This window comes from Bacillus sp. NPDC077411, assembly GCF_044543425.1.
GTDB lineage: Bacteria > Bacillota > Bacilli > Bacillales > Bacillaceae_G > Bacillus_A > Bacillus_A bruguierae.
In genome coordinates, this window is the sequence record NZ_JBITWA010000002.1 from 92,307 (window position 1) to 106,075 (window position 13,769).

Here is a 13,769-nt window from a genome sequence, read left to right on the forward strand (position 1 = left end):
GTTTTACGCTTACACTGTAAGATAAAAGGACGAGGAAAGCAAGGGATTACGTTTTGGAAAAAGTGGGGAAAGGTGCGGATTGCTTCTATGTATGGGCAGATGCGTTGGTGTTGGTTTGAAACAAAGTTGAATTGTATTATCGTAGGATGAAAGATTTCATTTAATTTTGAGTGAGGTGGAGATTAATGATTTTAGATTTAAAAGGTGAATCCCAAATGGAGCCCATTGTAGGTATGCTTTATTCTGCTGTAGATGGTAATTATAAGCGATTAATATCCATTGTTGCAGATATGTCACAGGAGGAATTAGATTATAAGGGGCCAAATCAGAAATATAACAGTACAGCACAATTAATAAGGCATTTGGCATATGTAGACCTTAACTGGGTTTTTAGAATTAAGGGTGAGCCAGTACCGGAACTTCTTGAAGATAAGTACGGACCTATGTTAGATAAAAACAATGAAATCCCATTGATTTATGGAGTTTCTTTAGAAAGGATTCTTTCTGATTATGATGAGATATTTAACATGTTTAAGTCTATTTGCTTTCAGTTAACTGACAAACAATTGAATAAAATAGTTGATTATGAGGATGGAGCAACTGCAACTATCCGATGGGGCATTTGGCATATAGCAGATCATAATAGATATCACCAGGCTCATGTTAAACAGCTTCGCAAATGGTATAAAGAAGAGAAGGAGAGAATGATTAAAAAAGAAGTCTACTAAAATAAGTGATGCGACATGTTATTCTGCTAACGTTCAATAATATGTGCTGAAAATGATTAATCTTTTTTCAATTTATATACCTCCTTCTAATTTTTAACATAACAAAATTTTGTGAACAAATCGCTTTTCTTTTGACTTTTTATTTCTTTCTTGTTGAAATGAAGGAAAGGAGGATTTTTTTATGTATATCCCAACAACAACACTTCATAACGGCGTGAAAATGCCAATGCTCGGTTTAGGCGTATATAAAGCGAAAGAAGGAGAGGAAGTAAAACGAGCAGTGCAGACTGCTCTTGAGATCGGATATCGTTCTATTGATACAGCTGCCATTTATGAAAATGAAAGCGGTGTCGGAGAAGCGATTCGTGAATTTGGAATTGCTCGCGAAGAGTTGTTTATTACAACGAAAGTATGGAACGATGAACAAGGATATGAAACGACGCTGAAAGCTTTCGATACAAGTTTAAAGAAATTACAGATGGATTATGTTGATTTATATTTAATTCATTGGCCGATACGTGGGAAGTATGTAGATACATATCGTGCGCTTGAAAAATTGTATGAAGAAGGTAAAGTGCGTGCGATTGGTGTGTCAAACTTTCATATTCATCATTTAAAACATTTATTAGCAAACTGTCACATTAAACCGATGGTGAATCAAGTCGAGCTCCATCCAATGTTAGCACAAGTTGAGCTTCGTAATTTTTGTCAGCAAGAACAAATTCAAATGGAAGCATGGAGTCCGCTTATGCGAGGCGGAGAGGTGTTTGAACATCCTATTATTCAAGAAATTGCTAAGAAATATGGAAAAACACCTGCTCAAATTATTTTGCGCTGGGATATTCAAAGCGGCATTGTAACAATTCCGAAATCTGTTACACCATCTCGCATTGCAGGAAATTTCCATATTTTTGATTTTTCATTAACAGAAGAAGAAGTGCACCAAATTGATCAATTAGATTGTAATAAGCGTTCAGGAACCAATCCAGAGAAATATGATACGATGTAAAAAGCTACCGATTTTCGGTAGCTTTTTCAACGATGAGATTCATATGTATCCAATTTTAAGAGTGCTTGAATGTGTTTATATTGTTCGTCTGTCAATGCATGTGTAGTACCTGCTTTTACATTTTCGCGTAATTGGCCAATTGAGCTAGCGCCTGGAATAAGAGCTGCAATTGCTGACGTATGCAGGCAATATTGGAGCGCGGTTTCTGTTAGAGATCGCTCATCAGTTATTTCTTTTATACGAGATACAGCGTGTTTTGCTTCATTAAAGTTGTAAGAGAGATAGCCTTTTTCTTTCACTTTAGCTAATTTTTGCTCATTGTTATTCGTTAATAAGCCTTTTGCAAGTGGGCCGCGGGCAATTACACTAATACGGTGTTCCTGCAAGAGCGGAATCCATTCTTCAGGGCGGCGATTGAACATGTTATATTCCATTAAAACACTTACAATATTAGAGTGCTCTGCATATTGGCGAATGACATTAGGACGGATGGAAGAAATACCGTAATGACGAATGAATCCTTCTTGTTTTAGTTCTTCAAATGTTTCAATGACTTCGTCTACATTATCTTCAATTGTTCCGCCGTGCAGCTGATATAAATCGATATAATCCGTTTTTAATCGGCGTAGGCTTTCTTTTACTTCTTCTTTTATATATGTCTTAGAAGGATCCCAGGACCAACCATTTTTTTCTTCTGTCCAACGGTTCCCAACTTTTGTGGCAAGGATAACTTGCTCTCGTTTTCCTTGCAATGCTTTTCCAACAAACTCTTCATTTAATCCGTAATTGTATAAATCAGCTGTATCCAAAAAATTAATGCCTAAATCTAATGCTTCATGAATGATTTGAATGGCCTCTGTTTCATTTGTTCCAAGTGACATGCATCCAAGTCCAATTTCACTTACATATAAATCTGAATTTCCCAATTGACGTGTTTTCATAATTCTCCTCCTTACTTTTATTGTACGAAAGCGTAAGGAGTTACACAAACACTTTACTTTTGTGTATTTGTAATCCAGTTATGAACAGTTTTATAACGTTGTTCATATTGTTTTAGCGTATGACGAATTTCCCAAGCTTTTCCGACTAACGTTACTCGATTTGGTAAAATATACACTTTCATTTTCGTTTCGCTCCTTTCGATGTGATAGAATGTATGAAGAAAGACTAGGAAATAGAACAGGGAGATGAAGTCTTGTGAGTAATCTTGAAGAAAGAACGGTTGCAACTGAGCCTATTTTTGATGGAAGAGTAATTAAAGTTCGTGTTGATGAAGTAGTGTTGCCAAATGGTGAGACAAGTAAACGTGAAATTGTGAAGCATCCTGGTGCGGTAGCAATTATTGCAATTACAGATGATGAGAAAATTGTGTTAGTTGAACAGTATCGTAAAGCGATGGAAAAAGCGCTTGTAGAAATTCCTGCTGGAAAGTTGGAGCAGGGGGAAAAACCTGAAGTAACAGCAATTCGTGAATTAGAAGAGGAAACAGGGTACATATGTGAGAACATGGAGCTCATTACGTCATTCTACACTTCACCGGGGTTTGCAGATGAAATTGTGTACGTATATGAAGCGACTGGATTGAAGAAGAAGGAAAACAAAGCGGATCTTGATGAGGATGAGTTCGTCGAGTTAATGGAAGTATCATTAGAAGAAGCGCTGCAACTAATAAAAGAACAACGTATCCATGACGCAAAGACAATGTTTGCAATTCAATATTTACAATTAAAAAAATAAACACTCGCTTCATGCAAGTGTTTATTTTTTTAGAATGTAAAAATGACTAGCTACTCATTTTATTGTATTTTTGCATATACACACGTATCACATAAACTACCATCAGGAGCAAGGAAATCATTTTCGAGCGTACCTTCTAGAATAAATTCTAGGCGTTCTGCAACTAATCGTGCATTTGTATTATTCGCATCACAGCGAATTTCAAGACGTTTTGCTCCAAGTTTATCGAAAGCGAATTGAACAGCTCCTTTTAATGCTTCTGTCATATATCCTTGTTTTGTATAAGAGCTATGAAGCCAAAAGTTAATCGAAAACTTTGGGATATCCCAATTTTCTGGGTGAAGAGTGAGTGCACCGATGAAAGTACCCGATGTTTTATCGTATAGATGAAACGGTAATGTTTCACGAAGTAAAAACTTTCCATGTGCTTCTCTAACTGCTGACTCTGCACTTTCTTCAGTTTCATGTGTAATAGCCATCCATGGCTGTAAGTCTTCTAAAGAAGATTGAATTGCTTCGTAAACTTCCGCCCCATCACCTGGGAATGGTTTCCGCACTTGTAAGCGCTCAGTTTGAAATAATGTTGGAAAATCTAATAATAGTTGTTTCAAACGAAATCCCTCCTATTCTCTTCTTTTAAGTTTAGCAAAGTGACGTGGAATTTCAATGCTAATTCGTCATACTTTTTTCTTTCTCTCATACATTCTAGTAAGAGGAAGAACGGAGGGACATAATATGCTAAGGAAATCATCTTGGCAAGATCGTGTAACATATCATGTACAAGAACACGCTTCATTATATGTATTTGTAGCTGTCCTTTTATTAATGGGAGTTATTTTTGGAGCAATTCTTGTGAATAGTTTACAAGTAAGTCAAAAGCAAGATTTGTACTTTTATTTGAGTCGTTTTTTTGGACAAGTTTCCAAAGGAAAATTTGCAAATGCGGGTGAGATGTTTCGAGAAAGTTACTTATCGCAACTGAAATACATTGGCTTTATTTGGATTTTAGGCATTTCCATCATTGGTTTACCACTTATTTTTATTTTATTATTTTTAAAAGGAGTCGTTGTTGGATTTACAGTAGGTTTTTTAGTAAGTCAACTTGGATGGAACGGCTTATTATTAGCATTTGTAGCTGTACTTCCCCAAAATTTAATTATCATACCAACGTTTCTTATTATGACGACGATTGCAGCTAGTTTTTCGCTGCGTATGATTCGTCATCAATTTATTCGCAAAGTAAATGAGCCATTGTTACCACTTTTTATGCGCTACACTTGCTTTTTTCTTATTATCGGTGCGGTGTTAGCGGCTTCTTCGGGAATTGAGGCATATTTATCGCCAAATTTTATGAAACAAGTCATGGATACTATTAATAAAAAGTAATTATACTTTGAGAATTACTATCAAGTAATTTTGATTATTTTTCTTTTGACAGTTGCCCTTCTTCTGATATAATGGGGTAAGAGTGGCGAGGGAGGGAGTAGTACCGAATGGAAGAAAGAATTGATCGAATTAAGAAGCAGTTACATGCAGCGAGTTATAAATTAACACCACAACGTGAAGCTACGGTTCGCGTGCTGCTAGAAAATGAAGAAGACCATTTAAGCGCAGAAGATGTTTACCTCCTTGTAAAAGAAAAGTCGCCAGAGATCGGACTTGCAACCGTCTATCGGACTTTGGAATTATTATCCGAGTTAAAGATTGTCGACAAGATTAATTTCGGTGACGGTGTTTCGCGCTATGACTTACGCCAAGAAGGAGCATCACGTTTTCATCATCATTTAATTTGTACGGAGTGCGGTGCAGTAGAAGAAATTCAAGAAGATTTACTTGGCGAAGTAGAAAAAAGAGTAGAACAAGAGTGGCGCTTTAAAGTAAAAGACCATCGTTTAACGTTCCACGGTATTTGTGAAAATTGTCAAGAAAAATTAACAGAAGAAAATTAACCTTTTCCTATTTAATTAGGAAGAGGTTTTTTGTTCATAATTAGGTATAAATGATGAAAAGCTTGGCATATGTTGTAATAACATATATTTTGGAGGAATTTACAATGCGCCGAGCAATGAAATTTATTTTTGATGGTATGAAAGTATTTTTATTGTTTACCAGTTGTACCATTTTGTTTTATTTCGCTATACTATGGATAAATGAAGAATATGAAAGTTACCATCGTTATGAAAAACCGAAAGAAGAAATGGTAGAAAAAGTATCCGGAACAGAAGAACCTGCGAAAGATGCTTTCGTAAACAGAATGATTTTTTTCTATGAAAATGGGGAGTAGAGAAGATTGGAAGATCAATTACAAGACTTTATTCATTATATGGTTGTTGAAAAAGGATTAGCTAAAAATACAGTTGTATCATATGAACGTGATCTAAAAAGTTATATGAAGTATTTACAAAAAGTAGAGGAGATTACATCTTTTCATGATGTGACACGCATGCATATTGTTAATTTTTTACACCATCTAAAAGAGAATGATAAATCTTCGAAAACGATGGCGCGTCACATTGCATCTGTACGATCGTTTCATCAATTTTTATTACGTGAACGTGTTGTAGAACATGACCCATCTGTACATATTGAAACGCCTCAAGCTGAGCGTAAATTACCGAAAGTGTTATCCATTGATGAGGTAGAAGCGTTATTACAAACGCCAAAAGGAACAAGTGCCTTCGGAATTCGTGATAAGGCTATGCTGGAGTTATTATATGCAACAGGATTACGTGTTTCTGAATTAATTGAATTAAACTTAGCTGATGTACATTTAACGATGGGTTTTGTTCGTTGCATTGGAAAGGGAAATAAAGAGAGAATTATCCCTCTTGGCAGCTTAGCGGCCGAAGCGATCCAACATTATATTGAAAAAGGAAGACCGGAACTGTTAGGAAAGAAGACCGCTGAAGCACTCTTTTTAAATCATCATGGAAATCGTTTATCTCGCCAAGGGTTTTGGAAAATTTTAAAGAGACTTGCAAAAGAAGCAAATATTCAAAAAGAACTTACTCCACATACGTTACGTCATTCTTTTGCAACGCATTTATTAGAGAATGGGGCGGATTTAAGGGCGGTACAAGAGATGCTTGGTCATGCTGATATTTCAACAACGCAAATTTATACGCATGTTTCAAAAACTAGATTAAAAGATGTATATAAACAGTTCCATCCAAGGGCATGAAATTTCATGTCCTTTTGCTATTATGGTGAAAAAACTTCACAAAAACTTCACAAACATTTCGTACATTGTTTTCAGCAGAAGGCTAGAATCTGAACGTATATTTCCTCTATACTATATAGGACGAAGGGGGAAGTTATAATGAAGAAACTTTTAATTACATTATTTATCACTATACTAGCATTAGCTGGTTGTAATACGAAATCAGACGAGAAAGCGAAAAAGGATAAGCCGCTTGAAGAAGTAAAAGTACAAGTAAAAACAAATCCTGAAACAATCAAGCCAAATGAAAAAGTGGAAGTTCAAGCAATTGTTACACAAGGGAAAGAAAAAGTAACAGATGCAGATGATGTGAAATTTGAAATTTGGAAAGATGGCGAAGAGAAAAAAGAAATGGTAAATGCGAAGCATAAAGGAAACGGCGTTTATACAATCGATAAAATATTCCCATCTGACGGTGTTTATCATATTATTGCACATACAAATGCACGTGATATGCATGTGATGCCAGAAGTAAAAGTAGCTGTTGGAAATGCAAAAGTAACAGAAGAAAAGAAAGCTCATGATAGTCATGGGGCAGGTCATGGTGATCATAAAAGTGAGACAATGATTCATCTTATGGCAGATGGTGTAAAAGCAAATACAGAATCTACAATGAAAGTACACTTAAAACAAAAAGAAGAAGCATTAACTGGTGCGGAAGTTCAACTTGAAATTTGGAAAGATGGTGCAGATAAGCACGAGTTTGTTCCAGCAAAAGAAGGTAACAAAGGTGAATATGCAAGCGCTCATACATTTAAAGAAGCAGGCACGTATAAAGTGAAGGTTCATGTACGAAAAGGTGATCTTCATGATCATAAAGAAGAAACGGTTGAAGTGAAGTAACGAACAGCTCTTTGAGAGAGCTGTTTTTATTTATTATTGATATACATACCAATAACAAAAGCCTTTCTTTTAGGCAGTAGAGAGCATCTGGCCATGCATAGAAGCGGTCAGGGCCTTTTCTTGCCACATGCAAGAATTAAAACAAAGAGAGAAAACGAATGCAGATCACGTTTTGTTCTGCATAGCAGCGGCTGATATGTTAAAAAGTCAAAATGGATTTATATATTGGTTTTATTAGCACTTCTGTGCAGAATAGATTACAATGAAAATGTGTAGAAAATATGAAATGTGATAAAAATTCCTTAAAAAGAAAGCGTGAACATGTTATGATAGCTGTGGGAGATGTCTGACATCTGACTTAGAAGAAGAAGGAAGTTTTTACAGCAATTTGAACATACTACATTAGTAGCATATATAGGAGGTTACAGTTGTGAGCAAATATAAACGTATTTTCCTTATCGTAATGGACTCCGTAGGAATTGGAGAAGCACCAGATGCTGAGAAATATGGCGATAAAGGATCTGACACACTTGGTCATATTGCAGAGCATATGAATGGATTACAAATGCCAAACATGATGAATTTAGGTCTTGGTAATATCCGTGAAATGAAAGGGATTTCAAAAGTAGAGAAACCGCTTGCGTGTTATACAAAAATGCAAGAAAAATCTACTGGTAAGGATACAATGACAGGACACTGGGAAATCATGGGTCTCTACATTGATACGCCGTTCCAAGTGTTCCCAGAAGGATTCCCAAAAGAATTACTGGATGAGCTAGAAGCGAGAACAGGACGCAAAATCATTGGGAATAAACCAGCTTCTGGAACAGGAATTCTCGATGAGCTTGGACAAGAGCACATGGAGACAGGTGCATTAATTGTGTATACATCTGCTGATAGTGTACTGCAAATTGCTGCTCATGAAGAAGTTGTACCACTTGAAGAATTATATAACATTTGTAAAATTGCACGTGAGTTAACACTCGATGAAAAATATATGGTTGGCCGTGTGATTGCTCGTCCATTCGTTGGGGAGCCAGGAAACTTTACACGTACACCGAACCGTCATGACTACGCTTTAAAACCATTTGGTCGCACAGTTATGAACGAATTAAAAGATGCTAACTATGATGTAATTGCAATTGGCAAAATTTCTGACATTTATGATGGAGAAGGTGTAACAGAGTCTCTTCGTACAAAATCCAACATGGATGGCATGGATAAACTTGTAGATACATTAAACATGGACTTTACTGGTTTAAGCTTTTTAAATCTAGTTGACTTTGATGCGTTATTCGGTCATCGTCGTGATCCTCAAGGATATGGAGAAGCATTGCAGGAATATGATGCACGCCTTCCTGAAGTGTTTGAAAAGTTACAAGAGGACGACTTATTACTTATTACAGCTGACCATGGTAATGACCCAATTCACTACGGTACAGACCATACGCGTGAATATGTACCATTATTAGCGTATAGCCCAAGTATGAAAAATGGTGGACAAGAATTGCCACTTCGTCAAACATTTGCTGATATCGGTGCAACAGTTGCCGAAAACTTCAATGTGACAATGCCAAAATACGGAAAAAGTTTCTTAAACGAGCTAGGTAAATAGGAGGAATATAAAATGAATCGTGAATTAATTTCAAAATCTGCATCATATTTAAAAGGTAAATTTTCAGAAACACCAACAGTAGGACTAATCCTTGGTTCAGGTTTAGGTGTATTAGCTGATGAAATCGAAAATGCAGTAGCTGTACCTTATAATGAAATTCCTGAGTTTCCTGTATCTACAGTTGAAGGTCATGCTGGTCAATTAGTATTCGGTACACTTCAAGGAGTGACAGTTGTAGCAATGCAAGGTCGTTTCCATTACTATGAAGGATACGATATGCAAAAAGTAACATTCCCAGTTCGTGTTATGAAAGAATTAGGAGTAGAAACAGTTGTTGTTACAAACGCAGCTGGTGGTGTAAATACATCATATGAGCCAGGCGATTTAATGTTAATCTCAGATCACATTAACTTCATGGGCTACAATCCGTTAATTGGACCAAATGATTCTGAAATGGGTGTACGTTTCCCTGATATGTCTGAATCTTATAGTAAAGATCTTCGCGCAATGGCGAAACAAGTTGCAGCTGATTTAAATATTAAAGTGCAAGAAGGCGTATACGCTGGGATGACAGGTCCTGTATATGAAACACCAGCAGAAATTCGTATGATTCGTACAGTTGGTGGCGATGCAGTTGGAATGTCAACTGTACCAGAAGTTATTGTAGCGCGTCATGCTGGTATGAAAGTACTTGGTATTTCTTGTATTTCAAATATGGCAGCTGGTATTTTAGATCAGCCGCTTAATCATGAGGAAGTAATTGAAACAACAGAGCGTGTAAAAGCAAACTTCTTAGCACTTGTAAAAGAAATTGTAAAACAAATGAAGGGATGAGTTTACAATGAGAATGGTGGACCTAATTGCAAAAAAGCGTGATGGCAAAGCATTAACGACAGAAGAAATTAATTTTATCATTGAAGGGTACACAAATGGTGATATTCCAGATTACCAAATGAGTTCACTTGCAATGGCAATTTTCTTCCAAGATATGAATGAGCAGGAACGTGCTGATTTAACGATGGCAATGGTAAATAGTGGAGATACAATTGATTTATCAGCGATTGAAGGCGTAAAAGTAGATAAGCATTCAACAGGTGGTGTTGGTGATACAACTACACTTGTATTAGGTCCATTAGTAGCTGCTTTGGGTGTACCAGTTGCGAAAATGTCTGGTCGTGGTCTTGGACATACAGGTGGTACAATTGATAAACTAGAAGCGGTTCCAGGATTCCATGTAGAAATTGAAAACGAGGAATTTATTCGTCTTGTAAATGAAAACAAAATTGCTGTTATTGGGCAAAGCGGGAATTTAACACCTGCTGACAAAAAGTTATATGCACTTCGTGACGTGACGGCAACGGTAAACTCTATCCCGTTAATTGCCAGCTCTATTATGAGTAAAAAAATTGCAGCTGGTGCGGATGCAATCGTTCTTGATGTAAAAACAGGTGCGGGTGCATTTATGAAAACGGATGAGGATGCGAAGCAATTAGCAGAAGCGATGGTTCGTATTGGTAACAATGTTGGACGTAAAACAATGGCTGTTATCTCTGATATGAGTCAGCCGCTTGGTGAGGCAATCGGTAACGCTCTAGAAGTGAAGGAAGCGATTGATACATTGCAAGGAAAAGGACCAAAAGATTTAGAAGAGTTATGTTTAACACTTGGAAGTCAAATGGTCTACTTAGCTGGACAAGCTTCTTCTTTAGAGGATGCACGTGAAAAGCTAATTGAAGTGATGAACAATGGCAAGGCACTAGAAGCGTTTAAAACGTTCTTAGCAGCACAAGGCGGCGATGCTTCTGTTGTTGATGATCCAGCGAAACTTCCGCAGGCACAATATATGATTGAAGTAGAAGCAAAAGAAGATGGCTATGTATCTGAAATTGTAGCAGATGAAATTGGTACAGCAGCGATGCTTCTTGGTGCAGGACGAGCAACAAAAGAATCTGAAATCGATTTAGCAGTTGGTCTAATGCTTCGTAAAAAAGTTGGCGATAGCGTGAAGAAGGGTGAATCACTTGTAACGATTTACGCAAACCGTGAAAATGTAGAAGATGTAAAACAAAAAATTTACGAAAACGTGACAGTGTCTTCGAAGCACGTAGATGCACCGAAGTTAGTACACGGCATCGTAGAAAAATAAAGTGACAATTTGTTCACAAATTGTGACATAAAAAGGCTAAGGAGTTTTCTCCTTAGCTTTTTTTGCATATAATAATAATGGGTGAAATTATGATAAGAATTTGTGCAGTAACAAAGGAAAATGAAGTATTGTATGACGTATCATTAGAAGAAACGAAGCGAGAAGATATCGTATGGTTTTGGTTAGACTTATGTAAACCGACGAAAGAAGAGTATACATACATTTTACAAGATTATTTTAAATTCCATCCCCTTGCGATTGAAGATTGTTTAGAGTACGTACAGAGGCCGAAAGTTGACTTTTATGAAGGGTATAATTTTTTAGTTCTTCATGCTTTTAGTGAAGAGGGACTAGAGCCGCATGAAATTGATTTATTCGTTAGTGATCATTTTGTTGTATCTTTTCACTTTTCGCATAATAAGGCGATTGAACGGGCGTGGAATAAACTGGGGGAAAAACAGCGTATAAAGAGAAGTACCCTTCATGTGACCCATATGATTATTGACCAAATTGTCGATGATTATTTTGCTCCTGTATATTATATTGAAGATCATTTAAATGCAATTGATGATAATTTAACGGGAGATACAGCCGGTGTTGTATTAGAAGAGGTATTTGATATTCGTTCTGATTTATCAAAATTACGACGAACAATTGTACCGATGCGCGATTTATTGTATCGTATTTTGAATTCAACGCGCTTTTATGGTGTCAATGAACATGAAATTTATTTTAAAGATATTCACGATCATCTTTTAAAGCTTGCCGAAATGATTGAAGCAAGCCGAGAGCTGACAGCTGATATTCGCGATAGCTACTTTTCGCTCAACTCTCATCATATGAATAACATTATGAAAACATTAACGGTTTTTTCAACCATTTTTATGCCATTAACATTTATTGTTGGTGTATATGGAATGAACTTTGATAATATGCCAGAGTTAAAGTGGGAGTATGGCTATTATATTTGTTTAGCCATAATGGCCTTTATTGGTGGAGGCATGATGGTCTGGTTTTATAAGAAGGGCTGGTTTAAATAAAGTGAAACTTCCATCAGTGGAGGTTTTATTGCCCACGAATGGCGGAATAATAAAAACGCCGGGAATTCCCGGCGTTTTTATTTAGCCAATGGCATGTAACACAAACATGGCTAAGAAGAGACATGTGATAACATAAAGCGGTTTTGCAACTTGTTTATGTTTACCAAGTGCTACTTTTAAGATTGGATATGCAATGAATCCAAAAGCGATACCATCAGCAATGCTATATGTGAGCGGAATCATAACGATGATTAAAAACGCTGGAAATCCTTCTGAAAAATCGTTCAGAGGAATTTGTTGAATGTTTGTAATCATTAAACCGCCAATAATAATTAAAATTGGAGCGATTGCGCTATCTGGAATCAATTTTACAAACGGCAGTGCAAATAATGAGGCAAAGAATAATCCACCAGTGACGATAGACGTCAGACCTGTCTTGCCGCCCGCTGTAATACCAGCAGCACTTTCCACTGTAGAAACAGTTGGACTCGTGCCGAATAGACCGCACGTCATCGCTGAAATTGCATTTGCTTGATAAGCACGAGGGAATTTACGCTGATCTTCTAATAAACCGTGCAAAAGTCCCATGTTTTCAAAAATGAGTACCATACTCAATGAGAACGTTGCGATTAAAAATGGTAAAGAAGTCAGTTTCCCAAACGACATTGCTCCAAAAACATCACCATAGTTAGCAAAGGAGAATGAACTATTACCAACTTGACTTGTATCAACAACACCAAATAACCAGGAGATACCGGTTCCGATTGCGATTGTCCATAAAAAATTTCCACGTACGTTACGAATAAATAAAACTAATGCAACAATAAGAGTAAGCAGTGTTGCTAGAACAACTGGACTACTTAATTTTCCTAATGCAACAGCAGTATTTGAATTTGCAACGACAAGACCGCCTTTTTGTAAGCCGATAAATGCTAAAAAGAGTCCGATACCGACAGTAATGGCTTCTTTTAATGACGTTGGAATTGCGGCAGAAAGTGTGCGAGCAATTGGTGTAAAGGCGGCAATTGCAAAAATAATACCAGCGATAAATACTGCTGCTAATGCTTCTTGCCAAGTTAAACCAAGTGTATGCACAGCCGTGTACGTAAAGAACGCATTTACTCCCATACCTGGTACAAGAATCGCCGGTGCATTTGCCCAAAATGCCATTAATAGACATCCGACAAATGAGCTGAATACTGTTGCTAAAATTCCTGCTTCAAGAGGAATGCCAGCATCTGATAAAATCGATGCATTCACAATCATAATATAAACAATCGTGAAAAATGATGTTACACCAGCCAGTATTTCTTGTTTTGGTGATGTTTGATGTAAGTTTAATTTAAATGTTTTTTCGAGAATTCCTTTCATGTTAAACCTTCTTTTTCATATCCCTCTCCCACCCGTGATATCCCTATGTAAGGCCCACCG

Annotated in this window: 16 protein-coding genes; 12 read left to right on the top strand and 4 right to left on the bottom strand. The window is 36.8% G+C overall.

Annotated elements, in window-relative coordinates:
* Window positions 1-185: 185 nt before the first annotated feature.
* Both ACIGHG_RS03830 and ACIGHG_RS03835 read left to right on the top strand, forming a co-directional pair.
* Window positions 186-728: a DinB family protein gene (locus ACIGHG_RS03830; protein WP_336471362.1), complete on the top strand. Its 543-nt coding sequence runs from the start codon at window positions 186-188 to the stop codon at window positions 726-728.
* Between the two features lie 181 nt (window positions 729-909).
* Window positions 910-1,737: an aldo/keto reductase gene (locus tag ACIGHG_RS03835; protein ID WP_396547275.1), complete on the top strand. Its 828-nt coding sequence runs from the start codon at window positions 910-912 to the stop codon at window positions 1,735-1,737.
* A 26-nt stretch (window positions 1,738-1,763) separates the two neighbouring features.
* Here ACIGHG_RS03835 and ACIGHG_RS03840 read toward each other — a convergent pair whose 3' ends face one another.
* Window positions 1,764-2,678: an aldo/keto reductase gene (locus ACIGHG_RS03840; protein WP_336471364.1), complete on the bottom strand. Its 915-nt coding sequence runs from the start codon at window positions 2,676-2,678 to the stop codon at window positions 1,764-1,766.
* A gap of 53 nt (window positions 2,679-2,731) precedes the next feature.
* Window positions 2,732-2,860, bottom strand: coding sequence for a Z-ring formation inhibitor MciZ (gene mciZ, locus ACIGHG_RS03845; RefSeq protein WP_090914064.1), 129 nt, complete (start codon window positions 2,858-2,860; stop codon window positions 2,732-2,734).
* Window positions 2,861-2,934: 74 nt separating this feature from the next.
* On the opposite strand from mciZ, the gene ACIGHG_RS03850 reads away from it, so the two are divergent.
* Window positions 2,935-3,474 (top strand): NUDIX hydrolase, encoded by a 540-nt coding sequence (locus ACIGHG_RS03850; RefSeq protein ID WP_090914066.1) that lies wholly within the window; start codon window positions 2,935-2,937, stop codon window positions 3,472-3,474.
* A gap of 59 nt (window positions 3,475-3,533) precedes the next feature.
* Here the strand turns inward: ACIGHG_RS03850 and ACIGHG_RS03855 are convergent, their stop codons facing one another.
* Window positions 3,534-4,085 carry a GNAT family N-acetyltransferase gene (locus ACIGHG_RS03855; protein WP_090914068.1) on the bottom strand — a complete coding sequence of 184 codons (552 nt, stop codon included), beginning with the start codon at window positions 4,083-4,085 and terminating at the stop codon, window positions 3,534-3,536.
* Between the two features lie 124 nt (window positions 4,086-4,209).
* On the opposite strand from ACIGHG_RS03855, the gene spoIIM reads away from it, so the two are divergent.
* From spoIIM to corA, 9 genes are all read left to right on the top strand, one after another.
* On the top strand, window positions 4,210-4,860 hold the full coding sequence (spoIIM, locus tag ACIGHG_RS03860) for a stage II sporulation protein M (protein WP_396547278.1): 651 nt from the start codon (window positions 4,210-4,212) through the stop codon (window positions 4,858-4,860).
* Between the two features lie 107 nt (window positions 4,861-4,967).
* Complete coding sequence (gene fur / locus ACIGHG_RS03865; RefSeq protein ID WP_035429393.1) at window positions 4,968-5,423, top strand: ferric iron uptake transcriptional regulator; 456 nt, start codon at window positions 4,968-4,970, stop codon at window positions 5,421-5,423.
* 104 nt (window positions 5,424-5,527) lie between these two features.
* A complete protein-coding gene (locus ACIGHG_RS03870; protein ID WP_336471366.1) occupies window positions 5,528-5,758 on the top strand; it encodes a YqzK family protein in 231 nt (76 codons plus the stop codon).
* A gap of 6 nt (window positions 5,759-5,764) precedes the next feature.
* The gene (gene xerD / locus ACIGHG_RS03875) at window positions 5,765-6,655 is read left to right on the top strand and encodes a site-specific tyrosine recombinase XerD (protein WP_336471367.1); all 891 of its coding nucleotides are present in this window, start codon (window positions 5,765-5,767) and stop codon (window positions 6,653-6,655) included.
* A gap of 138 nt (window positions 6,656-6,793) precedes the next feature.
* The gene (locus ACIGHG_RS03880; RefSeq protein ID WP_336471368.1) at window positions 6,794-7,537 is read left to right on the top strand and encodes a FixH family protein; all 744 of its coding nucleotides are present in this window, start codon (window positions 6,794-6,796) and stop codon (window positions 7,535-7,537) included.
* Window positions 7,538-7,967: 430 nt separating this feature from the next.
* A complete protein-coding gene (deoB, locus tag ACIGHG_RS03885; RefSeq protein ID WP_336471369.1) occupies window positions 7,968-9,152 on the top strand; it encodes a phosphopentomutase in 1,185 nt (394 codons plus the stop codon).
* 12 nt (window positions 9,153-9,164) lie between these two features.
* Complete coding sequence (locus ACIGHG_RS03890; RefSeq protein WP_336471370.1) at window positions 9,165-9,986, top strand: purine-nucleoside phosphorylase; 822 nt, start codon at window positions 9,165-9,167, stop codon at window positions 9,984-9,986.
* 7 nt (window positions 9,987-9,993) lie between these two features.
* Window positions 9,994-11,298 carry a pyrimidine-nucleoside phosphorylase gene (locus ACIGHG_RS03895; RefSeq protein WP_396547282.1) on the top strand — a complete coding sequence of 435 codons (1,305 nt, stop codon included), beginning with the start codon at window positions 9,994-9,996 and terminating at the stop codon, window positions 11,296-11,298.
* Window positions 11,299-11,375: 77 nt separating this feature from the next.
* Window positions 11,376-12,338 carry a magnesium/cobalt transporter CorA gene (gene corA / locus ACIGHG_RS03900; RefSeq protein ID WP_139207625.1) on the top strand — a complete coding sequence of 321 codons (963 nt, stop codon included), beginning with the start codon at window positions 11,376-11,378 and terminating at the stop codon, window positions 12,336-12,338.
* Window positions 12,339-12,419: 81 nt separating this feature from the next.
* Here corA and ACIGHG_RS03905 read toward each other — a convergent pair whose 3' ends face one another.
* On the bottom strand, window positions 12,420-13,709 hold the full coding sequence (locus tag ACIGHG_RS03905; RefSeq protein WP_090914083.1) for an NCS2 family permease: 1,290 nt from the start codon (window positions 13,707-13,709) through the stop codon (window positions 12,420-12,422).
* Window positions 13,710-13,769 lie beyond the last annotated feature (60 nt).